This window comes from Candidatus Dormiibacterota bacterium, from assembly GCA_035532835.1.
Classification (GTDB): domain Bacteria; phylum Vulcanimicrobiota; class Vulcanimicrobiia; order Vulcanimicrobiales; family Vulcanimicrobiaceae; genus DAHUXY01.
This window is the reverse complement of record DATKQG010000082.1, coordinates 1-24,226: the sequence shown is the minus strand read 5'-3', so window position 1 is coordinate 24,226 and position 24,226 is coordinate 1. Positions and strand designations below refer to the sequence as shown.

The following is a 24,226-nucleotide window of genomic DNA, read 5'->3' as shown; positions in this document are numbered from 1 at the left end:
CCGCCGACGGCGATGGTCGTCTCGCTCTTCGAACGCGCGATTTCGATCAGGCGCGCCGGCGCGTCCTCGGAAACTTCGTTGATGAACTCGGCGTTGACCGCGCGCGCGATGCGGGCGATCTCGTCGAGCGTTTGCGGATCGACGCGGTCCTTCGGCTCCGCGACGTGCGCGATGGTGAAGTCAATCTCCAATCGCGCCGCGAGCCGGCTCGCTCGCCGTACCAGCGGCAAATCACCGGGGCGCGCTACGATGCTTAGGAGCAGTCGTTCGAACGGTGAGGTAATACGCTCGCGTGTTTCTGCGCGAAGCGCTTCGCGCAGAGCGAGCTCGCGTAGCGAGGCGAGGTTGTCGGTTCGGAAAAAATTCGAAAGCGCCGCCTCGATGCGTTCGGGTGGGTAGATCTTGCCGGCCCGCAACCGCTCGCGCAGGGTTTGCGGCGAAACGTCGATGAGGATCACTTCGTCCGCGAGGGGGAGGATGCCGTCCGGGAGCGTTTCGCGGACGATGGTTCCGGTGAGGCGCGCAACCGCGTCGTTGAGATCTTCGAGATGTTGGACGTTGAGTGTGGTAATGACATCGATGCCGGCACGAAGCAATGCGAGGACATCTAGGTAGCGCTTCGGCGCCAGCGATCCGGGAGCGTTGGTGTGCGCGAGTTCGTCGATCAGGGCCACTTTCGGAGCGCGCTTGAGGAGCGCGTCCCGGTCGAGTTCGGTATACGTGATGCCGTCGGCGAGGATGACCTTGCGAGGAATGAGCTCCAGCCCTTGCGCCATCTCTGCCGTCTCGGCGCGTCCATGGGTCTCCACGAGCCCGATCACCACATCGACGCCATCCTCGGTGAGTTGATGTCCGCGATCGAGCATCGCCATCGTTTTACCCGCGCCCGCCGCCGCGCCGAGATAGACGGTGAGCTTGCCGTATCCGACGCGCATACGATCGCCGATCGTACCCGAGAGCGGCGTGCTCAGTGACGATCGGCCAAGATACGTTTGGCTTGCGTCCACGATCAGAATGTCGCGTTCGACCTTGCTGCTTACCAGACGCGCTGCGAGTTTCCCGTTCGGCACCGCAATCAGGGAAGCGTGGATATTCGCTACCTCTAAATGGGTAGGATCGGCGGCTGCGAGGAGTTCGGAACTGTAGTCGCGCGCAAGCCATTCGACCAAGGCGCGATCGCACTCGGGCGAAGGCAGCACCTCCAATGCCAGGTCCATCGCGGAGACCACCGGCTTGACACGATGGAGAAACATTGCCGTGTCGTTATCCGGCAGTACGATGGCCACGGCCACCGACGCACTCGTAGCAGAGAGCGTCGGTATCGTCAGATCGTCGATGGTGCGCAGCAGCAATTCGCGCAGCATTACCAGCGTCGACTCTTTGAAGACTCCGTCCAGTGCGCGCGCGATATCATCGCCGCGAACGATCTTGCCGCCTTCGAGCCGCCGCCGCAGCAATTCCGGCGAGGCATCCAGCGCGATGACCTCGTCGGCTGCTTTGAGAAACGATTTTGGAACGATTTCCCGCACGGGGTAGCCCGTCAACCCTTCGGCGGTGGGGGCGACCGTATCGAGGTGCGCGATGTTGAACGCCCCCAACACGCTGATACCACGCTCGCGGAGCGTCAGGGCATCTTGCCAGCGTTTGCCGTTGGCCGACCCGTCCAGATTGTCGTGCGCGAGTTCATCCAGCAACAGCACATCGGGCGCTTCGCGAATGGCCGCCTCGATATCGAATTCGGGAAACTGTTGCCCGCCCACGTCCACAAAGCGTGGCGGGATGCGGGGAATGCCCGCACAAAGGCGCTCCAGATCCGGCCGCCCTTTCGTTTCGATCCAGCCGATGGCAACGCGCTTGCCGGTAGCCTGCAGCCGGCGCGCGTCGGTCAGCAAACGCCGCGTTTTTCCCGCGCCGGGAGCTGCGGCGACATAGACGACCAATCGGGCGTGATCGCCGAACTCGCGCAAGAGATCAGTAGCCGAACGGCGTCGAGCCTCTTCGGGATCGTTCCAGGAGCGGGGCATGATCGTCTCCCCTTCGCCGCGCAGGGGAAACGATACCGCTGGGAAAGCGCAAAACAGTGATTCCGCTCCTCTGCTACGCCTTGCTGCTCGCGGCGTGGGTGATCGATCTCCTGACGCCGCAGCTCTTTGTCGCAGCGGTACTCCTCAACGGGCCGATCGCGCTGAGTACGCTCGCGCTTCGTCCCCGCCTGACCATATGGCTCACGGTCGCGGCGGAGGCCGCGAACGCGATCGCCGGATATGTGAACGGGGTGCAGGACGGCTACCACTGGAGCCCGATCGCGCTGGGAGACCGCGTGCTCTCCGGCCTCTCGTTTCTCTTGGTCGGCGTGCTCACCATGCGTGCGCAAGACGCGGCGCGTCGAGCGGGCGAGGCGACCGAGCGCGGCCGGCAAATCGCGCACGAGCGCGCCCTACGCCACGCAATGGAGAGCGTGCGCTCGAGCTTGAATATGGAATTGGTCTTACGCGCCGCCGCGCGCGAAGCGCTCGCGCTAACCGGCGCGGAGCACGTGACCGTTGTAGCGCGCGAATCGACGCTACAGGTGCCGACAAGTTACCGCATCTCACGAGGCGACGACGATGTCTCCGTGACTCGTGCTCCGCTCTTAGGACATATCGCTTCGATGCTGGAGCGCGCGCGCGATGCCGAGGGCGTGCTTGCGGTCGACGCCCAGGATGCGTCCGGTCGCATGCTCGGCGGGGCGGCATTGGTCGCCGTGATCGATCCTCACGACAGCGAAACTGCGATTGTCGTCCAGTGGCTAGACGACGTCCCGGTGCAGGAGCAATTGCTGCCGATGCAGGCCTTCGCCGATAATCTCGCCGTGGCGTTGCGACAGACGCGGCTGTTTCTGCAATTGGCCGAGCAGAACGATCAGATTGCAACCCAAAAAGACACGATTCAAGAGCGCAGCGACGTCATTCGGGACATCGTGTACGCGCTAGCACACGATCTGCGCACGCCCATATCGGCCGCAGCGGTCACGATGGCACAAGCCCTCGAAGGAGCCTACGGCGAACTTCCCGAGCGCTATCGCGCGATTCTCGAAACCAGCATCGCGTCAAACCACGATGTGCGCAGCCTGCTCGAGACGCTGTTACTGGTCGCGCGTTACGAATCAGGCGAAGATTCGCATGCCTTCGCGCGACAGCGGGTACGTGACCTCGTCCAGCGGGTCGCCGACGAATTGCGTCCCGTTGCGCGGGCGAAAGGGGTGGTGCTCGATCTCGCCCTCGCGAGCGAAGGTGAGATATTCGTCGACGGGTACGAGGTGCGCCGAGCGGTCGCCAATCTCGTCGCCAACGCGATCGAAGCGACGCCGGCGGGCGGCACGATCGTCCTGTGGGTCGAATCAACCTCTGCGATGCAACGTCTATGGGTGATCGACGACGGATACGGTGTGGCGCCCGAGCGCCGCGAAGCGCTGTTCACGCGGTTCGGCGGAACGCGCGCCGGCGGCGGCAGCGGCTTGGGGCTCTATATCGTGCGACGCATTGCGCAAAAGTACGGCGGCCAGGCGGGCTACGAGCCCGGTGCATCCCGCGGCAGCCGATTTTTTATCGAACTGCCGAGCATAACGGGGGCCGCATGACCGAGCCTACGCGGGTGGTTATCGTCGAAGATCACGCCCTTACGCGAGCGGGCATGCGAACCGCGCTCGATCCGTACTTCAGCATCGTCGGAGAAGCGGGCGATGGCATCGTTGGATACGAGACCGTGTTGCGCGAGCGCCCGGACGTGGCCGTCGTCGATCTCGGCTTGCCGGGAATCGACGGAATCGAACTCACGCGACGCATACGCGCCGGCCTGCCGGGCACACACGTTGTTATCGTTACGATGATCGATATCGAAGAAGAGGTCATAGCCGCGCTTGCCGCGGGTGCCGACGCCTATTGCCTGAAGTCGTCCGATCCGTCGGGAATCGTCGACGCCGTGCGGATCACGCGCGAAGGTGGTGCCTACTTCGATCCCCGCATCGCGCACGTCGTCCTCTCGCGCTTCTCGCCAAAAACCTCGACCAACTCCAATCGATCGCCGCTTACGCCGCGCGAAAACGACGTGCTGCGTTTGATTGCCGACGGAAAGGCCAACGCCGAAATCGCGACCGAATTAAACATCGGCTTAGGCACGGTAAAGGGGCATATCCGCGACATTTTAGAGAAACTCTCCGCAGCAGATCGCACGCACGCAGCCGTCACGGCGCTGCGAAAAGGTTACATCTAGTTCGTTGCGAGAGGTGCGGTGTTAGATGCTGCAGAGTAAGGCGCGCAGTTGCTCGATCGTGCCGCTCTTGACGATGGCGATCACCTTTTCGCCGGCGTGGAGCGTCGTATCGCCGTTGGGAATCGCGAGCTCTTCATCGGCACGTTCGATTGCGACCAGCACGCTATTGCGCGGAAACGCGATCTCCGCCAACCGCTTGCCGTCTGCGGCGGAGCCGGACGGGATCGTCATCTTGACGAGTTGGAGGTTGCCCTTGCCGAAGAGGTGCATCGTTTCGAGCGCGCTCGAATAGGTTGCGGCGTTGACGTGCTCGTTGAGGACGTCTAGGATGATCTCCGTCGACGAGATCGTGATGACCGGGTCCTCGGGATCGAGCGAATCGAAGATCAGTTTGTTGCGCGGATTGTTCACGCGTGCGATGCATCGAGCTTTGGACTTTTTCTTGGTCAGCAGCACGACGACGAGATTGTCTTCGTCATCGCCGGTGTCGGCGACGACGACGTCGGCTCGGGCGACTCCCGCCGCTTCGAGCACGGTTGGATCGCAACCATCGCCGACGACGGTCACCTGGCGGTCGACGAGCTGTTCGAGCATCTTGGCCTTTTTTTCGACCTTTTCGACGACGACGACTTCGTGGTTTTGGTTGAGCAGCGCGCGCGTGAGGTACGAACCGACTTTACCGCCGCCGACGATGAGGATGAACATATGAGGCTTTACGCCGTCCTTTGTTGCGGTGAAGCGGTTTGGAACATCTGCGCGAATTCGCTAATCGCTTCGGGCGCGACGACCGCGTTGATCTCGTCACCGGCTTGGAGCACGTAGTCGTTGGACGCTACCACCACCCCGGTATCGCCGCGTCGAACGGCGGCGATGCGCACGCGGCCGGGGCGTTCGATGTCGCCGATGCGCTTACCGGCATCGGCCGGCGTAACGAACGCCGAGAGCGAGGTGACTTTGCCGAAATCGAAGGAGTGCAGCGAATCCCACGGCGCTTCCATCAAGGTATCGCGCATCAGCTTGGCACCCACCGTCGTCGGGACGACGGTTTGAATGCCGAGTTCGCGGTACATCTGGCCACGCGGCGGGTCGTAGATGCGGGCCACGACGCGCTTGATTTTAAACATCCGTTGCGCGATGAGCGCAGCCATGATGTTGCGATTATCGCCGTCGGTGACGGCGACGAAGCCGTCTGCGCTTGCGGCGCCGGCTCGCTTGAGCACGTCGTAATCGATGCCGGTGCCGACGACGACATGGCCTTTGAATTTCGGCCCGAGGCGTTTGAAGGCGGTGGGGCTTTGGTCGACGACGATGATTTCGTGGCCGTCGGCGTCAAGGAGCTTCGCGAGTGCGGAACCGACGCGGCCGCACCCGACGATGAGGTATCTCATGGGTAGAATCGGTGTTCTTATGCCCGTTGTTTTTCCCCTGGTTGGGAGGAGCGTGACCCGGCCGTGCGAACTACCGGGAGTTTGTCGGGGCGTGGCTCAGCTTGGTAGAGCGCTACGTTCGGGACGTAGAGGTCGCTGGTTCGAATCCAGTCGCCCCGATAGGTTCGCGCTGGGGCTTACGACATCGGTCGTAAGCCCCGGTACATTTCCGGAGTGGTCTGTCTGGATTGTTTGCCAAATTTAGCCCGGCATCGCGGCGGGTCTTACGCGCCGCGGAACAAGAGTGCCGCAATCACAATCATTACTACGTGGGCGCCGAGCACCTGATAGTGGCACTATTGGAGGAGCGCGACGCGCAGATTCTGCGCACCCTCTCCGAGACGAGCATCGACATCCGGGAAGTCCATGCGGAGGCGCGCCGCAACTTAGGCACCGGCGAAGAGCGCTTGTGGGAGGGCATTCTCGTCACGCCGCGGGTGCGCAAAATCGTCGCGCTCGCCGAAGAGCATGCCGCCGGCGCAGAGGTCGAACCGATCGATCTCTTCGAGGCACTGCGCGCCGAAGGCGGCAGCGTGGCGGCGGAAATCCTGCGTCGCGCCGCCGCGACGCGAAACACCGCTACGGCACGGGAGTAAGGTCCAGGCATGGCACACCTTCAGAGCGCGATTATCGCGCTGGTCGATCATTACGGCTACGCGGGCCTGTTCGTGGCGATGGCGCTAGGCAACATCGGCGCCCCGGTCGGCGCCGAGGTGGTGATGACCGTCGCCGGAGCGCTGGTGGCCACCGGGCACCTCTCGAGCCTATGGCTTGCGATCGCGGTTGGCGTGGTGGGCGAATTGGCGGGCGCGTCGGTGGGCTACGCGGCCGGGAAGTACGGCGGGCGATCGTTGATCGATCGGTACGGCAAATACATCCATCTCACGCACGCGAACCTCGATCGCGTCCACGCCTTCTTCGAAAAATACGGCAGCTTCTCGATTTTTATCTGTCGTTTCATCCCCGTGATTCGCGGCATCGTTTCGATTCCGGCGGGCATCGCGGAGATGTCGCTCGGGCCGTTCTATTTTTGGTATGCCTTCGGCTCGTTGATCTTCTGCGGCGGACTGGTGCTGTTGGGCAATGCCGTGGGGCACGATCTGAACAAGCTGATGCCGCTCCTCCACAAAGGCGGCCTCGTGCTGCTGGGAGTCGCGCTGGTGCTGGGCGCCGTCATCGCCTTCATTGCGATGCGCCGCAATAAGGCGCCCGCCGCCTAATTCAGCCCGTCGTAGCCCCGCTCGAGCCAGCGCAGCGCGGCCGCGCGCCGCTTGCGGAGCGTCTCCACCGTCGCGCGGGCGATCGGGCCGCCGAAGCGCTGATTGAGCGTGGCGTGGATCTTGCGGTGCTCGATGCCGAAACGTTGCGAGACTTGCGCCACGAGCGACGAGAGCGATTTACGCAATAGCTCTTTCTCCTCGGAGATGCTCAGGAGCGGTTCGGGTTCTTCCTCGGGCTCGCTCGGGCGTTCGACCGTCGCCGTGCGGCCGCGTTCGAGCGGTGCTTCCTCCACGAGAAACGCCGCCGGGTTGAAGAGCGGGCCGTAGTCGAGCACCCGCTCGCCGGCCATATTGGCGGCGATGGATTCAAACAAGTTATCGCTCGGCGCTTCGGTACGGACGCGCTGGGCCAATTCCAGGTCGCCGAGTTCGAGTTTGGTATGCAGGATGCCGCGCACGTCGGTGGTGACGCGGGCGGCGAGTTCGCGCAGCCGTGGATCGTCGGGCAGATAGACGAACGCATGCTGCGTCCCGCCGCCGCGTTGCGCGCGCACGAAGCGTCCGCAGAACTGGCGGAAGTACATCTCGGTCACGACGTTCGAGCCGTATACGCCCACCCGCAGGCGCGGGATATCGACGCCCTCGGAGACCATGTGCACCGCGACAATCCAGGGGTCGCGCGAGCGTCCGAAGGAGGCGATCTTGCGTGATGCGCCGTCTTCGTCGGAGAGCACGACCGTGGGCTTCACGCCGATCCGCGCGTGCAATAGATCGGCGAGGAAACGGGCGTGTTCTTGATTCATGGCGATCACCAAGCCGGCGGCATCGGCATGGCCGCCGGAGCGCAACTGCAGCAATCGCTCGTTCGCCTTCTCGATCACGTCGCCGATCCAGGAGGGCTGCAACAATACGGTGCGCAGCCGCTCGCTCATGCGGCTCTTCGAACGCAGCGCCTCTTCGAACGATGCCGCGTGGAGCTCGCCCTCCTTGCTGACCCATTCGGCGTAACCGCCTTGGAGCGGAAAGACCAGCGGGCGGCAGACGCCGTCGCGCAGCGCGTCGGCGTAGTCGTAGGAGTAATCCGGAATGCACTCGCTGCGTTCGTAGTGGACGAAGGGGATGGCCGAGCCGTCCGAACGGAAGGGCGTGCCCGAGAGGCTGACGCGATGCACGGCGCGGCCGAAGGCTTCCTTGAGCGCCGTCCCCCAACTCGCGCCGTCGCCCGCGTGGTGAATCTCGTCGAGCACGACCAGGGTTGGTTGCTCGGTGAGGGCGCGATAGAGCTGCGGGGCGATCGCGACCTGCTGGTAGGTGACCGCGGCACCGTGCACGTCGGGTGCGAGGCCGCCGCTGGCATTTTCGAAGCGGTCGTCGATGCGAATGCCGGCCTGCGCCATCGCTTTGGCGGTTTGGGCCTTGAGGTGCTCGCGCGGAACCACGACCAGGATGCGCCGCGCTGCGCCCGACGCGAGAACGGCGTGGCCTAAACGGGCCGCGAAGCGGGTCTTACCTGCGCCGGGGGTCGCAACGACCAGCGCGTCACGCGGGCGGTCAGCCCACCACGCGTCGAACGCCTCCGATTGCCAGCGCCGTAGCGGCAGCCTCCATGCTGAATCGATCATTGAGAACGGCGGTTGTTTCAAAGCCTCCGCGACCCGGGCCTCGAAGGAATCTGCACCACACCCATCATGTCGATCATCGAACACCAAAAATCGCTCGAGCAGACGCTCGCCAATATTCCCGACGCTCCCGGCGTGTACCAGATGATGGGACGCACGGGTGAGATTCTGTATATCGGCAAGGCCGTCTCGCTACGCAGCCGGGTCCGCTCGTACTTTCAGGACTCCGCGGTGCACCATCCGCGCACGATTGCGATGGTGGAGCGCGTGGTGGACGTGCGCACGATCGTCGTCACCAACGAGGTCGAGGCGCTCATCCTCGAAGCGAATCTCATCAAGCGTTACCAGCCGCCCTTCAACGTGCGGTTGCGCGACGACAAGCGCTACCCGTATCTCAAGGTAACGAGCGAGCCCTTTCCGCGCGTCGTGTTTACGCGTGTGGTGAAGGACGACGGCGCGCGCTACTTCGGCCCGTATACCGACGCTCACGGGCTGCGCGAACTGATCGATCTGGTGCGGCTGGTGTTTCCGCTGCGCACCTGTCGCGAGCCGATCGACGGTACCCGCAAGCGGCCGTGCCTGCAGTATCACATCAAGCGCTGCCTCGCCCCCTGCGTCGGCTACCAGACGCAGGACGACTACGACGCGATGGTCGCCGAAGTGGTGCTCTTCCTGGAAGGCAAGCAAGAATCGTTGCTCTCGCGCCTCTCAGGCGACATGGTCCGCGCGGCTGAACAGATGAATTTCGAGACGGCCGCGCGCATCCGCGATCGCATCGTCCAGGTACGCCGCGTCACCGAAAAGCAGCTCGTCGTGTGGAAATCGCGACTGGATATGGACCTGGTCGCGATCGCGCGCGCGCAGGGGCAGGCGTGCATGCAAGTCTTTCTCGTGCGCGGCGGCAAGCTGCTCGGCCAGGAGCATTTCATCCTTGACGGCGTCGTCGATCAAGCAGACGACGTGCTGATGGGCGAGTTCCTCAAGCAGTTCTATACGTCGCGAACGGCGGCGGTGCCGGATCGCGAAGAGCTGGCGGCGCTCACGCGCGTCGCGCGCGATAACCAATCGCCGATCCCGCTCAAGACGCGTGCGCGCGCGGTCTCGGCTCAAGCGAGCGCGATCCCTAAGGAATTGTTGGTGCAGGCCCTGCCGAACGAGCGCGGGCTCATCGAATCGTGGCTCTCGAATGGTAAGGGCCAGCGCGTACGCATCCTGCAGCCGCAGCGCGGCGTGCGCGCCGAGTACATGCGCCTAGTGCAGAAGAACGCCGAGCAGAACCTCAAGGCGTTCCTGATGCATCAAGAGTTGCAGGAGAGCGCGCAAGCGCGCTCTCTAACCGAGCTGGCCGACGCCCTCGAACTCCCGGAGCCGCCGCACCGTATCGAGTGTTACGATATCTCCAACATTCAAGGCACCAACGCCGTGTCGTCGATGGTGGTCTTCGTCGAAGGCCGAGCGAAGAAGAGCGAGTATCGCAAATTCAAGATTCAGTACGATCGCGGGCCGAACGATTTCGCGATGATGCAAGAGACGTTGCGGCGTCGCCTGCGCTATCTGCGGCGGGCGACCGACGACGACGTGCGTGAAGCCAAAGAGGGCGCCGAGCCGAGCCTCTCGTCTCAAGAGATCGAACTTGCGAAGAAGGAACGCTTCAACAAGAAACCCGATTTGCTCTTGATCGACGGCGGGAAAGGGCAGCTCCACGCGGTCGTTGAGGTACTCGAAGCTATGGATATGACCGGCATTCCCGTTGCCGGATTGGCGAAGGAGCACGAGTGGCTCTATCTTCCCGGGCAAAACGAGCCGATCGTTCTGCCGCCCAACTCGGCAGGCTTACACTTGGTGATGCGCATTCGCGACGAGGCGCACCGCTTTGCGATCACCTATCACCGGCAGCAGCGCGACAAGGCGATGACGCGGTCCGCCCTCGACGCGCTCGCAGGCGTCGGGCCGGTTCGCAAGAAACGCCTACTCACCGCGTTCGGATCGGTGGCGGCCATCAAACGTGCCGACATCGACGAGATCGCGGCGATCAAGGGCATGACCCCAGCGCTAGCCGCGCAGATTAAAACTGCGCTCGAAGGAGCACGTCCGTGAGACTACTGATACGGTTCGTCATAACGGCCATCGCACTCTATTTGATCGCGACCAAAGTACCCGGCTTCCATCTGAACGGATGGGGTGATGCGGCGATCGCAGCGATCATTTTCGGCATCGTCAATGCCGTCATCGGCCCTATTCTCACATTGATTTCGTTGCCGCTGACGATCATCACGATCGGCCTCTTTTCGATCGTGATCAATTGGATACTCTTCAATTTAACGGTATGGCTCTCGCCCGGCTTTAAAACGACCGGGTCGCCGTGGCCGAGTTGGGAATCGACCCTGGTGGGCGCCATCATTATGATGTTCGTTTCCACGATCGCCACGTCCGTCGCAGCGGAGGCCTAACGTTAGCACCTCGATCGCTCCCATAACCTTGCAGCGAGCCGCTCGTCTTTACGACGAGCGCGTTCGCGCATTTCAGCGCGGCCTGCTGATCACCGCCTTGGCCGCAATCCCCGCCGCGGTATTGATCATCGGCGTGCTGGGGAACTTTACGTCGCGCGAATTGCTCGCCATCGTGATCGCCGCCGTGGCCATTTCGGTGGTGGTTTTGCCGATCGCGCACGCGATCGATCGGCACTATCTCGCGTACGTCCGCGATCGTTTGGCGCCGGATTCCGGGTTATCGACGGCGGCCGCGGTGCGGCGCCTGGAGTGGTTTCGCATCCAAATCGTACTCAACTTTATCGGCGCCTACACGGCGGGCGCGGTGCTCGCGACACTGATCGGCAATCACTTCGCCGGGCTTCCGTTGGTGACCAATCTCGTACCCGTCGCCTGCGGCGGGTTTATCGGAGGCGCGCTGGTTGACGGGGCGCTGAATTATTTCAATGCCGAAGTGATGGTGGCCGAACTGATCGCCATTCTGGCATCGGTGCGCGGCGAGTATATTCCGGTGAGTGCCGCCGCGCGCGGCGGCATCGCGCGTCGCATATTAACGGTGCTCGCGGTGGTGATCGTGGTGACGCTCGTCACCACGGCCGGCGGAGCGGCCCACGTATTGTTGGAGCTGCAAGCTTCAAGACTGACGGTGCCCGAAGCGATGCACGTAGGGGCGATCTACGCGGCATGCGCGCTGCTCGTCGCGCTGCTGATCGCGATCTTAGCCGCGCGCATTCTTTCGCGCAGCATCGCGCGCCCGATCTTGCATACGGTCGAACTGATGGATCGCTTGCGCAAGGGCGACGTGCTGCGCGGAGCGGAATTGCACGGCGAGGCGCGGCTCCCGCACGAGGCCGGCCTGCTCGTTGCCGCGTTTGCGGATGCAAATATCGGGCTCGCGCGCCTGGCGGAGAGCGGCGAACGCCTCGCCGGCGGAGATCTCGCCGTGGCGATCGCACCGAGTTCGGAGCGCGATATCGTGGCGATCGCGATGCAACGCGTGGTCGAAGCCATTCGCACCGTCGTCGGTAACGTGCGCGAGACGGCAGCCTTGCTTGAAGATTCCGCGGTTGCGCTCTCGACGCGCTCCGATGGATTCGTGGCCGACGCGCGTTCGAACGCGCGCGATCTCTCCGGCGTGGCCAAGACGATGTTAACGCTCGACGGTGCGGTCGCGCAGGTGGCGCAGGGCGCAGGCGAACTCTCCAAGATGGCCGGGCAGGCGCAGGCGACGGCCGAACGGCTGGGCGCCGCGGCGCAGAGCAACGCCGCCGGGCTCGACCAGCTCGCGCAGACCGCCAAAGCCACGATCGAAGCCGCAACCGAAGTGCTCGCCATTTCGGGCGAAACCGGCAAGAGCGCCGATGCCGCGACCGCGGCGATCATTCAAGCCGATCGCACGTCGGAAGAGGCCGCCGAGGTGATGGCGGAGCTCGTCAAAACGATCGAAACGCTGCGCTTGAGTTCCACGCAGATCGGGTCGATCACGCAGAAAATCGACGAAATCTCCGACCAAACGAATTTGCTCGCGCTCAACGCCGCGATCGAAGCGGCGCGCGCGGGCGAACACGGCCGCGGTTTCGCGGTGGTCGCCGACGAGATTCGTAAGCTCGCGGATTCATCGGCGAGTTCAACCAAGGAGATCGCCGGGCTGATCGCTTCGGTGCAGCGCGAAACGGAGCGCGCCGTCAAGGTGACCGATCGCGGGAGCGTTGCGATGGAGCAAGGCCGCGAGAAGACCGCCCAGGTTGCCGACGCGCTGGCCCGCATCGTCGATAGCGTCAATCTGGTCCGCGCGCGCATCGACGCGGTCGTGAAATCGCAGCGCGAACAGAAGCAGGCGACCGACGCGCTCGTGGAATCGACCCTGATGGTGGAGCGCCTGACCACCGACAACGCGCAACTCGCAACCACGCTGATGGCGCTGGCCGACGCGCTGGAGATATCCTCGTCCTCGGGCGCGCAGGCCGTCGGCGAGACGACCCAGGGCGTCGAGGCCGTGGCAGCCCGCGGCGAACGCATCGCGGAGGCCTCGGACCAGCTCCAGGCCTTGACCGCATCGCTCCGCGCGGAAGCCGAGCGCATTCGCGGGGCGGTCTCCGGCTTCACCGGCGGCACGGCGCTCCGGCGCTGAAACTTCCGCTTGCAGGCCGTGGTATAGTGGGATGTCACCCTCTGCGGGGTGTCTTCCATGGGGCTGAACTAGGCTCGACGGGAAGATCCGTGGTCGGCGTGAGCAGGCGGAGTTGCGAGCTCTCCTAAAACGATCGCAACGGCAATAACTGCCAACAATCAATACGCACTCGCTGCCTAATTTAGGTTAGCGACCGGACGCAGAGGGTCGGCCCGAACCGCTCTGCCTTCCGGCCATAAATTCGGGCTGGTACGTTCGCGTGATTCGACGGCCGTACGAGATAAAGAATCTGCTGCAACCGGTAAGTCCCGCTTTGAGACGTCCGGAAGAGTAAGCTAAAGTCAAAGCTGAGCCTGGAGAACACGTCGGTTAGGCTTTTCGGACTCGGGGGGCAGTACCCCGACAGCTCCACCAATTTAACCGCCAAAATGCGCTTTCGAGCGCATTTTGTCTTTTAGGCGCCTGATCGTCGGGCACTTCGGGCATTTTTATTTGTGCGCCATCGTCGGAGGTGCGCCGTAGAAGAGGCGTTTCATGAATTCGACCAAGGCTAGATAGGTGAGGATCATCAGTCCGAGCACGGCGAAGAACGTCGGTGGTAGCGGGACGAATCCGAGGGCGGGGGCGAGCGGCGTGAACGGCAGCAACATTCCGATCGCGACGATGGCGGCCGTGGCCAGCGTTAGCTGCCAACTGGGACGGCTCGTGAAAAATGGGACACGCCGCGTGCGAATCAAAAAAATAATCAGCGACTGCGTCGCGAGGGATTCCACGAACCAGCCGGTTCGAAAGAGCTCGTGCCCCGCATGAAAGACAAAATACATCACGCCGAACGTCACGAAATCGAAGATCGATGAAATCGGTCCAAAGGCCAGCATGAACCGGCGAATAAAGGTCATGTCCCAATGGGCCGGGCGTCGTAGCTGCTCTTCGTCGACGCTATCGGTTGGGATGGTCATTTCGCTCACGTCGTAGAGCAAGTTGTTCAGCAAGATCTGCGAAGGCAGCATGGGCAGAAACGGGAGAAAGAGCGAGGCTCCCGCGGCGCTGAACATATTCCCGAAATTCGACGACGTGCCCATCATCACGTATTTGGTGGTATTCGCGAAGATGCGGCGCCCTTCGATCACGCCGTCGGCCAGTATTCCAAGGTCCTTTTCCAACAGAACGATGTCGGCCGCATCCTTGGCAACGTCGGCCGCTGAATCGACGGAAATCCCGACATCGGCATCGTGCAGCGCAACCGCATCGTTGATGCCGTCGCCCAAGAAGCCGACGTCGCATCCGGTGGCGCGCTGCAGCTTGATGATTCGCGATTTCTGATCGGGCGTGACGCGCGCAAAAATCGTCGTACGATCGAGCGCGTCCGTAAGCTGCGCATCGCTCATCGAGGCGAGATCCTTACCGGTCAGAACGCCGGTGACGGCGATGTTGAGATCGCGACAGACCACTTGCGCGGTGCGGTCGCTATCTCCGGTGACGATCTTTACGCTCACGTCGAGCTTTCGCAGGCGCTCTAGGCTCGCCGCCGCGCCGGCCTTCGGCTCGTCGGCGAAAGTGAGTACGCCCAGCGGCGCGAGTTCGCGCGCCTGCGCGGCGTCGATCGTCGGCAGCCCCGCCGCCGTGCTCGATGCGAGCACGACCGTGCGGCTCCCGGCATCCATCTCCCGGTTGACGATGTCGTCCAGTCGCGCGCCGGCACTTCCCGCGCGGGCGGCGATTGCTTCCGGAGCGCCCTTCGCAATGAGCAGCCGGCTACCGTCGGGAGCATCGACGAGAACGCACATCATCTGGCGCTCGTAGCTGAAGGCCGCCTTGTCGATCACTCGATAAGCCGCGGCAGCGGCACGGCGTTCCGCGCTTGCCGCTTCCCATAGCGCCACATCGAGCGCGTTTCCGCCCAGAACGCGACCGTCGTCGAACACGACGTCGGTGCATACCAGGGCCAGGACGGCCAGCGCTTCGGATGCCGTGCCGTCCGCATCGATCGCTTGTCGAAAGGAGATTTTCCCTTCGGTCAACGTTCCGGTTTTATCCGTGAACAGCACTTGGACGTTGCCGAGGTCCTCGATGCTCACGAGTCGCTTGACCAAGACCGATTGCTGCGCTAGCCGGCGTGCGCCGAACGAGAGGCTCAGCGTAACGATCGCGGGGAGCAGTTGCGGAGTCATTCCGATCGCAATCGAGAGGGCGAAGAGCACCGACGCGAGCCACGCATGATGCAACAGCGTGTTGCCGGCAAAGATGGTCACCGCCAGCACCACCGTCACCCACACCAGAAGCATCGAAAAGTCCCGCAACCCTCGTTCGAATGCGGTTTCCGGCGGGCGATTCGAGAGCTTGTGGGCGATCGAGCCGAGCGTAGCGGCGCTGCCGGTTGCGACGACGACGCCGCTCCCCGCGCCGTTTTTTACGATCGTTCCAAAATACGCGCAGCAGGCGAACGCGAGCGCGGTATCGTCGTCGCCAATCGGCACCGGCGATTTTTCCGCTGCGTACGGCTCGCCCGTGAGCGCCGATTCGTCGCACTCTAGATGATTGACCGCGACCAGCCGCAGATCCGCGGGAACGATGTCTCCGATGGCAAGCCGGACGACGTCGCCCACCACTAGTTCGGCGACGCGCACGTTGCGAGGCTTACCGTCGCGCACCACCACAGCCGTGCGGCTGACGCGCGCCCGCAGATCGGCCACGGCCTTTTCGGCGGAGTACTCGTTCAGAAAACTCAGGCCGACGCTCAGCAGGACGATCGCAAGAATGATCGTCGCGTCGGATCGATAGTGCAGCCAAAGGGAGAGCAGGGCGGTGCCGACGAGCAATATCAGAAACGGGTTTTGAAACTGCCGCCACAGGATCTCCCAAGCGCGCGTGCCGCGCCGCTCGATCTCGTTCGGGCCAAACCGGCGAAGACGCGCGCTCGCCTCGACGCCCGAAAGGCCGTCGGTGGTGGTCTCCAGCCGGCGCAGCACCTCGCCGGGCTCGATTCGAGCCGCCTCGCGAAGGTCAACCAACTGCATGGTCCACGTAAGCTTACCAGCCTCCCGATGCGCCTCCGCCGCCGAAACTGCCGCCACCAGCGGAGAAGCCCCCGCCTCCGCCGCCGAATCCGCCTCCGCCCCCGCCGAACATGCCGCCGCTCGACCACATGCTGCCGGAGCCGGCAGCTCCCGACATCAAGAAGAGATCGAGCCAATCGCCGTGCTTCTTGCCTCGTCGAATCATGGTGACGAATGCCGAGAAAATCAGCAGCAGGATAAAGCCGCCGACGAGCAGCGCGACGATACCGCCGCCGTTACCGTCGTCGGATGATGATGACGATGACGAACTCGTTCCGGCATTCGCGGTTCCGGATACGTACGTTGGGTCGATAACGGCGAGAATGCCGATGACGCCATCCTTAACGGCAGCGTCAACGTCCCCGCGACGCATATCGGGCACGATCGTATCGCGGATGATGCGCGCGGACTGGGCGTCGGTCAGCGTTGGTTCCAGGCCGTACCCCGACTCGATGCGGACCTTGTGGTCTTTCATGAAGAGGAACAGGATCGCGCCGTTGTCCTTGCCTTTGTGGCCGATCCCCCAGACGTGCCCCACGTGCGACGTCCAATCTTCGAGCGGGGTACCACCGGTCGTGCTGCCGATCCAGACGATCACTTGATCGCCGGACTTCGTATCGAACGCCCGCAGTTCGTTTTCGACGGATTGCCGCGTGGGGGCGCTCAGCGCGTTCACCGTGTCGGTCACGTAATGCGTGGGCGTCGGCGGAACGGTGATTGCAGCGAGCGTAAAAACCAGGGCGGCGATCATGGCGCCGCCTGCTTGAAGTGCTCGTGCAACGCGTCGCCGAGCCGATCGACGCCGAGAACGATGGCGTCGGTGGGCGTGCCCGTCTTAAACGCCGCCGTCATCTGAGCGACGATCCGCTCCCAGAACGGCTGGCCGACGCGTTCGTGCAGCGCGCGGTCGCCGAGCACGGCGAAGCTTCGCGCTTTGGGTGCGACCAGGATCAGCGCGGCATTCGCTCCCGGGTGCACGTGCATGCCGCCGGCGAGAAACTCGGCTTTCGCCCGTTCGAATGCATCGATCGTGGCGTCGGGCACAACGCGCACCGCGATACGGGAGGATGTACCGGCTTCCGCGCGATGGAGCGCTTCATCGATACGCTTACGATCGTCCTTCGTCATGGGGAGAAGTCGACCTTAGGTGCCGTCTGCGCGCCGGGTTGGGCTTGGAAGTAGGCTTTCTCTTTGAACCGCGATCCGAACAGGCCGGCGACGAAGACCGTCGGAAAGGTGGAGCGACGCGTATCGAATGCCTGGGCGACTTCGTTATAGCGCCGGCGTTCGACGGCGATGCGATTCTCCGTTCCCTCAAGCTGCGATTGCAGCGTCAGGAAGTTTTGGCTCGCCTTCAAATCGGGGTAGTTCTCGACCGTTACCAACAGGCGTGAGAGCGCGGATCCGAGTTGGTCCTGCGCCTGCGCGTACTGCGCGAAAGCTTGCGGATTGGTCGTCGCGCCCTTCACTGCGGAGGCAGGCAGTTTGCCAACCGCGGAACGGGCCTCCGTCACCGCGATATACGTGCTCTTCTCGAAATTCGCCGCGCCCTTGACGGTCGCTACGAGATTGGGTACGAGATCGGCACGACGCTGATAGACGTTCTGCACCTGGCCCCATTGGGCGTCCACGGCTTGGTCCAGCGTCACGAGGGCGTTGTAGGTCGAGATAACGTAAAAAATCGCGACGACGATAATGCCGCCGATAATCCAACCGGTGTAGGAGCGACGTCCTTGCATAGGGCCCCCTTTCTACCGCCCCCTTCCAACGGGCAGGCAGCCGAGCCCTGCGAGCGGGCCGTCTTTCCTCTGCGAATGGGGGGAAGCCGGGTAGCTTCCCCGCAGTTGCGTCTAGAGACTAACCGTGAGCTCGTTGCTTACGGACTGTATCCCGGGCACCGACCATGCAGCGCGCATAGCCGCGTCGCATTCGGACCAACTGTGAACGGTACCGCGTAGCGTCACCTTACCTTGTGCAACCCCGATATCGATATTCGCCGCCTCGATATCGGCATCGCGCTCCAGGGCGCTCTTAATGCGCTCCTTGACGTCGCCCGGCGCCACGGCGTTGCGTAATTGCAGGTTGTTGACGATGGCCACAACGCCTTTGATCCGGCGTAGGTGCTTTTCCGCAAGCGCGCGTTGGTACTGCCAGTCTACGGCGCCGCTCAGCGATACCACGCCGTCGTGTACTTCGATCTGAATCGTGCTTGGCAACGAAGGATCCCAAGCAAGCACGTTGGCTGCGCCTGCGGCGATATCCGTGTCGCTTACCTTGTGCGTCCCGATCAATTCAACGACGATTTCGTTCGCGAACGCACGGACGCCGCGAACGCGCTTGACGGCCTTTTCGGCGGCCCATTTTTCCGTGAAGGTCTGAACGGTGCCCGTGAGGGTGACCACCCCGTTCTCAGCGGCAATCCCAATCTTGCCTGCATCGATCGCGGGATCGAATGCAAGTTCCTCAAGAATGGTGCGATGGAGATTGGTGTCGGCTCGCTCGGCCGTACTTACTGTCATAGTATATGTACCTCGGAAAATTGATGTACGCTACACCCTAGATTCATGATAGCGCGGAGAACGTGAGGTTATGAAGAACAAACCATGAACTCGTTGGGAATAGATAATCGGAACTCCAAAGCCAGCAAGGCGCTCGCCTGCATGTAAGAAAGGGCACTCATGAAACACGCGACCGAAGCGGTCCAATACGGCCACACCGTTTCCACTACGCTCTCATTCGATAATGCGGTCGAACGAGTCACGGCGTTATTGAAGGACGAGGGGTTCGGCGTACTCTGCGACATCGACGTCACCAAGACGATGCACGAAAAACTCGGTAACGAGTTCCGACCGTATCGTATTCTCGGGGCCTGCAATCCGAAGCTCGCGTACGAGGCCCTTTCGTCGAACGCTCAGCTCGGCTTGCTGCTGCCATGTAACGTCGTCGTGCAGGTTGAAAACGGGCAGACCGTCATATCCGCGATCAATACGAGAGCCCTGCTCTCGATCGCGTCGGACCCGTCGTTGCTGCCGATCGCCGACGAAGTCAACGCGCGATTGATGCGCGTCCTCGAAGCGGTCGCTCAAGAAGCGACCGTCGAAAAATAACAAGGGCGCGCCGATCGGCGCGCCCTTCTCGTGGTGCTTCGCGGTGCGACTAGTGGCCCGAGCCGCACTGCGGGTGCCCGCAATGGCAGTGGCCGTGGTCGTTGGCCGATTTGCACGATTCGCTGCAGTACTCGCCGGATGTCGCCTGGCATTTGCAGCCTTCGCCCTTACATGGCATGGTTAAGTCCTCCTATACTTTTAGTCTATACCCAACTATACCCAAAACTGCGCGTCCAAAAGGATATGTCCCGCTTTTTTAGTGAAAGTATCGCGGACGCATGGCTAAACTCTACTTCCGGTACTCGGCGATGAACGCCGGTAAATCGACCGCGCTGTTGCAAGTCGCCTATAATTACGAAGAGCACGGCCGCCGGGTGTGCATCTATACGGCCGCAGTCGACCATCGCTTCGGCGCCGGGTATGTTACCTCTCGGCTCGGGCCCAAACGGGCGGCGGCGATGTTTGATGAGGAGACCGATTTCTTCGCCGAGCTCTCGCAGACGGACGATATCGCCTGCGTGCTCATCGACGAAGCTCAATTTCTCGGCGTGCAACAAGTGAAACACCTCCACCGGGCCGCCCACATTCTGGGCATACCGGTAATCTGTTACGGCATTCGCAGCGATTTTCAAGGCGAGCCGTTCCCGGGAGCGGCGTACCTTTTGACGCTTGCGGATAGCATCGAAGAATTGAAAAACATCTGTCATTGCGGCAAGAAGGCCACCATGAACGTGCGTGTTGACGAGCGTGGCCGGCGCATTACCGAAGGCGCGCAAATCGCCATCGAGGGCGACGTGCGATACGTTCAGATGTGCGGCCGTTGCTTTTATCAAGATCGGGAGGTAACTGAATGAGCCTGACTACGCCCGGGATCATGGTGCGTACGAGTATCGAAGGCATCTGGATGTGGTCGCGCTGGCAAGCCGATCGCAAAATGAATTTCAATTCGTTTTATGTCGAAGGTGCGGAGCCGATCGTCATCGATCCGCTGGCATGCGAAGAAGCCGATATCGAGCAGATGCTGGCGTTGGGCGGCGTTGCGTGGGTTGTGGTAACCAATCGCGATCACGAACGAGCCTCGCGCGATCTCGCGCAGAGGCTCGGCGCCAAGATCGCGGCCTCGGCGCTCGACGCGCCGCTGCTCGCCGGCCCGGTCGATCGGGAATTGCACGACGGCGATACGCTGGGCGGCGCGCGCGTCGTCTGCTTCGAAGGCTTGAAAACAGCAGGTGAGTTCGCGCTGTATTTCCGGGATCGAGCAACGGTCGTGATGGGCGATGCGCTCTGGGGCGACCCGCCGGGCTCGTTGCGATTGATGCCGGATTCGAAGCTCGCCGATCCGCAGCGCGCGGCGCTCTCGTTGCGCAAGGTTCGGGCGCTCGCGCCGCGGCACGTGCTGGTGGGAGACGGCGCGTGCATCTTCGGCGATGCGGCTCGCGTACTCGACGCGTGCTTTAGCGCGCGTACGGACATTTTTGCGGCGCGCGCGAACGTCGACGAAATCGATATCGCGTACGGGGCGGACGACGTCGGAAAGTTTGCGGGATGCGGCTCGGGAGAAGTGGGTTTGCTGCTGGGTGCGCGTAAACTGGGATACCGGCTGGCGGTGCTCCGGCGCGGCGGCACGTGGGCGCCGATGCACTGGCACGTCGCCGAAGAAGAGCTGTTCGTCGTGCTGCGCGGTCGCCCGACGATCCGAACGCCGCATGGCGAATACGACGCGCGTCCCGGGGATATGATCGCCTTTCCGTGCGACCCGAGCGGGGCGCATACAACCTACAACAAATACGAGGAAGACTGCACGATCCTCATGCTCGCGAACAACGATTCGAACGACGTATGCAGCTATCCGGATTCACAAAAGGTACTGATCGAAGCTCGCGATCTGATGCTTCGCGACCATCCGAATTTGGAGTATTTCGACGGCGAAGTGTAGCAGGGCCAAAGCAAAACAGCGTGAGGCTTGCTTGCCCGACCCGTTGGGGCCGGCACCATCTCAAGTAATTGGCAGAAAACCGGCCTACGCTCCGTACATGAAGTACAATTTCCTTCGGACCGCGGTCGCAGGCATCGCATTATGCTCGCTCTTCGTTACGGCCACACCAAGACCGGCGAAGGCAAATACGACCACCACCATTCTCCTGGGCGCAGCGGCCATTGCGGGCCTTGCGACCGCCATCAACGTCGAAAATAAGCACCGTGCCGCGGGCACCGTCGTCGGATATCTCTCAAACGGCGATCCGGTGTACCAAGACGGGCACATCGTCGGGAATAACGGGCAGGTCTACTATCCCGCCAACAACGGGCAGCAGGTCTCGTGCAACGGCCAACAATGCTACCTCGTAGCGGCCAACGGCAACAACGGCTACTACAACAACGGTAACAACGGCTACTACGGTAACGCGAACAACAACAACGGCTACTACGGCAACACCACCAACAACAACAACGGTTACTACGGCAATGCCGGTAACAACGGTTACGCCAACGGCTACGCGAACGGGAACAACCGGCAGAACGACGACCGGGGGCGCGGCCGCGGACGTCGCGACAACGACGGGGGCCCGGGCCACTCGTAAACGTCGAATCTCGCTCCACGACCCTCTGATATGGTAAGAGACCCCCGGACGGATACCGAGGGTCTCTCTGTTATGCGTGGACGGGCGCTAGTATGCGGCGTACGCTTGCAGGAACGCTAGCGTTAGCGCCCACGCCTGCGGTGCGGCTTGCGCGTTGTAGCTCGCCCGCGCGTCGCAGAAGAAGCCGTGATCGGCTTGGCCGAAGACGACCTGTTCGTGGACCTTCTCGGCCTTCGTGAGCGCATCGGCGACGGCACGGTAATGCTCCGGAAGAATGTGGCCGTCGCGCCCGCCCCAGAACATCAGGATCGGGGCGTGCTGTTTGGAGGCCAGGGGCAGCAGATCCGGCGCGATCCCGCCGCCGTAGAACGAAACCGCTGCCGTGAGCGGGAGGCGCGCATTGGCGAGATATGCGACGCGGCCGCCCATGCAGAACCCGATCGCGCTCACGCGGGCGGCGTCGATCGCCGCATCGCTTTTGAGCCACGCGTGCGTAGCATCCACGTCGGCTTCGAGGCCTTCGCGTGTCAGCGCTCCGAAGTGCGGCGCGAGCGCCGCGAAATCGGTGTAGCTGCCTTCGACGCCGCGTCCGGTGCGGTGAAAGAGCTCGGGCGCGATCGCGGTGAAGCCGAGCTTCGCAAAGCGATCGGCAACGTCGCGGATATGCGCGTTCACGCCGAAGGCCTCTTGGAAAACGAGTATCGCCGGCGCGGGCGCTGCCGCGTTCTCCGGGCGCGCGACGTAGATGTCCATCGGGCTGTTATCGACGGTAACGGTAACGGTAACGGTGTGATTCATGCGGGGTTCGATAATCCTTTCAATGCGTGGAGCGCTTCGCTGATGTGTTTGGTGGCCATAAATTGCGAATCGAAGGCGTGGCGCACGACGCCCGCAGCGTCGACGACGAAGGTCACGCGGCCGGGAAGAATGCCGAGCGTCTTGCTCACGCCGAAGGCTTTCTGCCCCGCGCCGCGCTCGTCGGTGAGAAGCCGAAACGGCAGCCGGTGCTTGCTTGCAAAACGCTCGTGGGTTACGGCGTCGTCGCTCGATACGCCGATCACTTCGGCCCCGGCGTCGGTGAAATCCTGATAGGCATCGCGAAACGCGCACGCCTCGGCCGTGCAGCCCGGCGTATCGTCCTTCGGATAGAAGTACAGCACGAACGGCTTACCGCGTAGCGACGCGAGCGAGAACGAGGAGCCGTCGCGATCGCGAAAAGCGACGTCGGGAACGGATTCGCCCGGTTGGAGCACGCTGGTACCTCCGGCTTTCACATCGTGCACGATCGCACGATAGTGCATGGGATAGCGCCTGGCCATCGCCGGGTTGCGACGGGCGCCTCCAAATCCAATACGTCCTCGGGCGAGTGCGGCCTTCGACGTCGCAGGAGGATGCGCGCGGCGAAGCAACGCAAAGCGCAGCATGACGTTCTTGCTCGAAGCACACTGGCTACTCGCATTCTTGGTCGTGTTCTGCGCGATCGTCTTTAGCTGGAACTCGATGGGTCGCCGCGTTATGAGCGTCGTCGTCGGGCTCCAGTTCTTGGTCGGCTTAGTCGTCGCCGGGGTGATGGGCGCCGCCCATCAAATGCTGCCGCCGGTCGTCTTCGTCCACATCCTGTGCGCCTTGGGCGCGTTGATCGCATACCCGCTGGCGCGGCGCCTGGGCGATCGTCCCGGCGGCGGGGCCACCGGGATGATGCTTGGGGCGCTAGGGTTCGTCTTGGTGCTGGTGACGTTCTACCTGGGCCTGCACATGGCAGGGCGGGTCTGACGAGCCGATGCGCCGGATCGCTCTGTTAGTCGTCGTCCTCGCGCTGGTAGCCGCAGGCTCGTGGTGGTTTTTCGCGCATCGCGCGCAGGGCAACGGCACCGAAAGCTTGACCGTGTACTATACAAAGATGGACGGCACGTCCATGGGTTCCTGGAACGTCTCAATGCGCCCGCAACAGCCGGGCGAAAGCTCGGCCGAGCACCTGAAGAACATGGCGCTGTACGCGGCCGTCCAATCGGCGGCGGGCCCGCCCAGCGACGTCGAAGCGATTCGATTCCCGCCGGGAACGCATATTAATACCGTGAGCGTTAATGGATCGACGGCAACGGTCGATCTCTCTCATGAGGTGACACAGCAAGTGGGAGGCACGTTCGGCGAGAATGGGGAGTTCAAAGGACTCGTCTATACGCTGACCGGCGTCCCAGGGATCAACGCGGTGCAGGTGACCGTCGATGGCCAAAAGCTCGAGACCTTGCCAGGGGGGCACGTTGAACTCGATCAACCGCTTCATCGCTCGGATTTTTAGGGGAGTCTTCCCCGGCGCTCTAGCGATGGCGTTCGCGCTGGGTTCGGC

At 62.8% G+C, this 24,226-nt stretch carries 24 protein-coding genes, 1 tRNA gene and 1 other RNA gene; 15 read left to right on the top strand and 11 right to left on the bottom strand.

Annotated features, from left to right (window positions below; all coding sequences use genetic code 11):
- Window positions 1–2,024 (bottom strand): hypothetical protein (locus VMW12_10180; GenBank protein HUZ50080.1); only part of this gene is annotated, 2,024 nt, incomplete at its 3' end.
- Between the two features lie 56 nt (window positions 2,025–2,080).
- On the opposite strand from VMW12_10180, the gene VMW12_10175 reads away from it, so the two are divergent.
- Both VMW12_10175 and VMW12_10170 read left to right on the top strand, forming a co-directional pair.
- Entirely contained in the window at window positions 2,081–3,619 is a 1,539-nt protein-coding gene (locus VMW12_10175) for a HAMP domain-containing sensor histidine kinase (GenBank protein HUZ50079.1), read from the top strand.
- Window positions 3,616–4,251: a response regulator transcription factor gene (locus VMW12_10170; protein ID HUZ50078.1), complete on the top strand. Its 636-nt coding sequence runs from the start codon at window positions 3,616–3,618 to the stop codon at window positions 4,249–4,251. The genes VMW12_10175 and VMW12_10170 overlap by 4 nt, the downstream gene beginning before the upstream one ends.
- A 21-nt stretch (window positions 4,252–4,272) precedes the next feature.
- Here VMW12_10170 and VMW12_10165 read toward each other — a convergent pair whose 3' ends face one another.
- Window positions 4,273–4,956, bottom strand: a complete 684-nt coding sequence (locus tag VMW12_10165) for a TrkA family potassium uptake protein (protein ID HUZ50077.1) — start codon at window positions 4,954–4,956, stop codon at window positions 4,273–4,275.
- Window positions 4,957–4,964: 8 nt separating this feature from the next.
- A complete protein-coding gene (locus VMW12_10160) occupies window positions 4,965–5,639 on the bottom strand; it encodes a TrkA family potassium uptake protein (GenBank protein HUZ50076.1) in 675 nt (224 codons plus the stop codon).
- 85 nt (window positions 5,640–5,724) lie between these two features.
- Here VMW12_10160 and VMW12_10155 point away from each other — a divergent pair.
- The 3 genes from VMW12_10155 (at window position 5,725) to VMW12_10145 (ending at window position 6,898) form a co-directional block, all read left to right on the top strand.
- A tRNA-Pro gene (locus tag VMW12_10155) sits at window positions 5,725–5,798 on the top strand.
- A gap of 68 nt (window positions 5,799–5,866) precedes the next feature.
- Window positions 5,867–6,274, top strand: coding sequence for a Clp protease N-terminal domain-containing protein (locus VMW12_10150; GenBank protein ID HUZ50075.1), 408 nt, complete (start codon window positions 5,867–5,869; stop codon window positions 6,272–6,274).
- A gap of 9 nt (window positions 6,275–6,283) precedes the next feature.
- On the top strand, window positions 6,284–6,898 hold the full coding sequence (locus VMW12_10145) for a DedA family protein (protein HUZ50074.1): 615 nt from the start codon (window positions 6,284–6,286) through the stop codon (window positions 6,896–6,898).
- Here the strand turns inward: VMW12_10145 and VMW12_10140 are convergent.
- Window positions 6,895–8,520, bottom strand: coding sequence for a DEAD/DEAH box helicase (locus VMW12_10140; protein HUZ50073.1), 1,626 nt, complete (start codon window positions 8,518–8,520; stop codon window positions 6,895–6,897). The two genes, VMW12_10145 and VMW12_10140, sit on opposite strands and share 4 nt — an antisense overlap.
- A gap of 66 nt (window positions 8,521–8,586) precedes the next feature.
- On the opposite strand from VMW12_10140, the gene uvrC reads away from it, so the two are divergent.
- The 4 genes from uvrC (at window position 8,587) to ssrA (ending at window position 13,551) form a co-directional block, all read left to right on the top strand.
- Window positions 8,587–10,614, top strand: coding sequence for an excinuclease ABC subunit UvrC (uvrC, locus tag VMW12_10135; protein HUZ50072.1), 2,028 nt, complete (start codon window positions 8,587–8,589; stop codon window positions 10,612–10,614).
- The gene (locus VMW12_10130) at window positions 10,611–10,967 is read left to right on the top strand and encodes a phage holin family protein (GenBank protein HUZ50071.1); all 357 of its coding nucleotides are present in this window, start codon (window positions 10,611–10,613) and stop codon (window positions 10,965–10,967) included. Before uvrC ends, VMW12_10130 begins: the two co-directional genes overlap by 4 nt.
- Window positions 10,968–10,995: 28 nt before the next feature.
- Entirely contained in the window at window positions 10,996–13,137 is a 2,142-nt protein-coding gene (locus tag VMW12_10125; GenBank protein HUZ50070.1) for a methyl-accepting chemotaxis protein, read from the top strand.
- Window positions 13,138–13,196: 59 nt separating this feature from the next.
- Window positions 13,197–13,551, top strand: a transfer-messenger RNA (tmRNA) gene (ssrA, locus tag VMW12_10120).
- Between the two features lie 74 nt (window positions 13,552–13,625).
- Here the strand turns inward: ssrA and mgtA are convergent.
- From mgtA to VMW12_10095, 5 genes are all read right to left on the bottom strand, one after another.
- On the bottom strand, window positions 13,626–16,154 hold the full coding sequence (gene mgtA, locus VMW12_10115; GenBank protein ID HUZ50069.1) for a magnesium-translocating P-type ATPase: 2,529 nt from the start codon (window positions 16,152–16,154) through the stop codon (window positions 13,626–13,628).
- 13 nt (window positions 16,155–16,167) lie between these two features.
- Window positions 16,168–16,944, bottom strand: a complete 777-nt coding sequence (locus VMW12_10110; protein ID HUZ50068.1) for a TPM domain-containing protein — start codon at window positions 16,942–16,944, stop codon at window positions 16,168–16,170.
- Window positions 16,941–17,321, bottom strand: coding sequence for a TPM domain-containing protein (locus tag VMW12_10105; GenBank protein ID HUZ50067.1), 381 nt, complete (start codon window positions 17,319–17,321; stop codon window positions 16,941–16,943). The genes VMW12_10110 and VMW12_10105 overlap by 4 nt, the downstream gene beginning before the upstream one ends.
- Window positions 17,318–17,932, bottom strand: coding sequence for a LemA family protein (locus VMW12_10100; GenBank protein ID HUZ50066.1), 615 nt, complete (start codon window positions 17,930–17,932; stop codon window positions 17,318–17,320). Before VMW12_10100 ends, VMW12_10105 begins: the two co-directional genes overlap by 4 nt.
- Before the next feature lie 111 nt (window positions 17,933–18,043).
- Window positions 18,044–18,712, bottom strand: coding sequence for a BON domain-containing protein (locus tag VMW12_10095; GenBank protein HUZ50065.1), 669 nt, complete (start codon window positions 18,710–18,712; stop codon window positions 18,044–18,046).
- 159 nt (window positions 18,713–18,871) lie between these two features.
- Between VMW12_10095 and VMW12_10090 the strand changes: the two genes are divergently transcribed.
- The 4 genes from VMW12_10090 to VMW12_10075 all read left to right on the top strand — a co-directional run bounded on the left by VMW12_10090 (window position 18,872) and on the right by VMW12_10075 (window position 21,879).
- Window positions 18,872–19,300 (top strand): DUF302 domain-containing protein, encoded by a 429-nt coding sequence (locus VMW12_10090; protein HUZ50064.1) that lies wholly within the window; start codon window positions 18,872–18,874, stop codon window positions 19,298–19,300.
- Between the two features lie 278 nt (window positions 19,301–19,578).
- Complete coding sequence (locus tag VMW12_10085) at window positions 19,579–20,154, top strand: thymidine kinase (GenBank protein HUZ50063.1); 576 nt, start codon at window positions 19,579–19,581, stop codon at window positions 20,152–20,154.
- On the top strand, window positions 20,151–21,236 hold the full coding sequence (locus VMW12_10080; GenBank protein HUZ50062.1) for a cupin domain-containing protein: 1,086 nt from the start codon (window positions 20,151–20,153) through the stop codon (window positions 21,234–21,236). The genes VMW12_10085 and VMW12_10080 overlap by 4 nt, the downstream gene beginning before the upstream one ends.
- Before the next feature lie 97 nt (window positions 21,237–21,333).
- Window positions 21,334–21,879, top strand: coding sequence for a hypothetical protein (locus VMW12_10075; protein HUZ50061.1), 546 nt, complete (start codon window positions 21,334–21,336; stop codon window positions 21,877–21,879).
- Between the two features lie 87 nt (window positions 21,880–21,966).
- Here VMW12_10075 and VMW12_10070 read toward each other — a convergent pair whose 3' ends face one another.
- Entirely contained in the window at window positions 21,967–22,677 is a 711-nt protein-coding gene (locus VMW12_10070) for a dienelactone hydrolase family protein (protein ID HUZ50060.1), read from the bottom strand.
- Complete coding sequence (locus VMW12_10065) at window positions 22,674–23,303, bottom strand: peroxiredoxin (GenBank protein HUZ50059.1); 630 nt, start codon at window positions 23,301–23,303, stop codon at window positions 22,674–22,676. Before VMW12_10065 ends, VMW12_10070 begins: the two co-directional genes overlap by 4 nt.
- Here VMW12_10065 and VMW12_10060 point away from each other — a divergent pair.
- Both VMW12_10060 and VMW12_10055 read left to right on the top strand, forming a co-directional pair.
- Window positions 23,302–23,652, top strand: coding sequence for a hypothetical protein (locus VMW12_10060; GenBank protein ID HUZ50058.1), 351 nt, complete (start codon window positions 23,302–23,304; stop codon window positions 23,650–23,652). The genes VMW12_10065 and VMW12_10060 overlap by 2 nt on opposite strands.
- Before the next feature lie 7 nt (window positions 23,653–23,659).
- On the top strand, window positions 23,660–24,178 hold the full coding sequence (locus VMW12_10055) for a GerMN domain-containing protein (protein ID HUZ50057.1): 519 nt from the start codon (window positions 23,660–23,662) through the stop codon (window positions 24,176–24,178).
- Window positions 24,179–24,226: the final 48 nt, after the last annotated feature.

Coding starts and splice junctions, on each gene's coding strand:
- VMW12_10105 (HUZ50067.1), bottom strand. CDS start 17,321: ATGACGAAGGACGATCGTAAGCGTATCGATGAAGCGCTCCATCGCGCG.
- VMW12_10080 (HUZ50062.1), top strand. CDS start 20,151: ATGAGCCTGACTACGCCCGGGATCATGGTGCGTACGAGTATCGAAGGC.
- VMW12_10160 (HUZ50076.1), bottom strand. CDS start 5,639: ATGAGATACCTCATCGTCGGGTGCGGCCGCGTCGGTTCCGCACTCGCG.
- VMW12_10140 (HUZ50073.1), bottom strand. CDS start 8,520: ATGATCGATTCAGCATGGAGGCTGCCGCTACGGCGCTGGCAATCGGAG.
- VMW12_10075 (HUZ50061.1), top strand. CDS start 21,334: ATGAAGTACAATTTCCTTCGGACCGCGGTCGCAGGCATCGCATTATGC.
- mgtA (HUZ50069.1), bottom strand. CDS start 16,154: ATGCAGTTGGTTGACCTTCGCGAGGCGGCTCGAATCGAGCCCGGCGAG.
- VMW12_10065 (HUZ50059.1), bottom strand. CDS start 23,303: ATGCTGCGCTTTGCGTTGCTTCGCCGCGCGCATCCTCCTGCGACGTCG.
- VMW12_10055 (HUZ50057.1), top strand. CDS start 23,660: ATGCGCCGGATCGCTCTGTTAGTCGTCGTCCTCGCGCTGGTAGCCGCA.
- VMW12_10095 (HUZ50065.1), bottom strand. CDS start 18,712: ATGACAGTAAGTACGGCCGAGCGAGCCGACACCAATCTCCATCGCACC.
- VMW12_10170 (HUZ50078.1), top strand. CDS start 3,616: ATGACCGAGCCTACGCGGGTGGTTATCGTCGAAGATCACGCCCTTACG.
- uvrC (HUZ50072.1), top strand. CDS start 8,587: ATGTCGATCATCGAACACCAAAAATCGCTCGAGCAGACGCTCGCCAAT.
- VMW12_10145 (HUZ50074.1), top strand. CDS start 6,284: ATGGCACACCTTCAGAGCGCGATTATCGCGCTGGTCGATCATTACGGC.
- VMW12_10100 (HUZ50066.1), bottom strand. CDS start 17,932: ATGCAAGGACGTCGCTCCTACACCGGTTGGATTATCGGCGGCATTATC.
- VMW12_10060 (HUZ50058.1), top strand. CDS start 23,302: ATGACGTTCTTGCTCGAAGCACACTGGCTACTCGCATTCTTGGTCGTG.
- VMW12_10090 (HUZ50064.1), top strand. CDS start 18,872: ATGAAACACGCGACCGAAGCGGTCCAATACGGCCACACCGTTTCCACT.
- VMW12_10110 (HUZ50068.1), bottom strand. CDS start 16,944: ATGATCGCCGCCCTGGTTTTTACGCTCGCTGCAATCACCGTTCCGCCG.
- VMW12_10165 (HUZ50077.1), bottom strand. CDS start 4,956: ATGTTCATCCTCATCGTCGGCGGCGGTAAAGTCGGTTCGTACCTCACG.
- VMW12_10085 (HUZ50063.1), top strand. CDS start 19,579: ATGGCTAAACTCTACTTCCGGTACTCGGCGATGAACGCCGGTAAATCG.
- VMW12_10070 (HUZ50060.1), bottom strand. CDS start 22,677: ATGAATCACACCGTTACCGTTACCGTTACCGTCGATAACAGCCCGATG.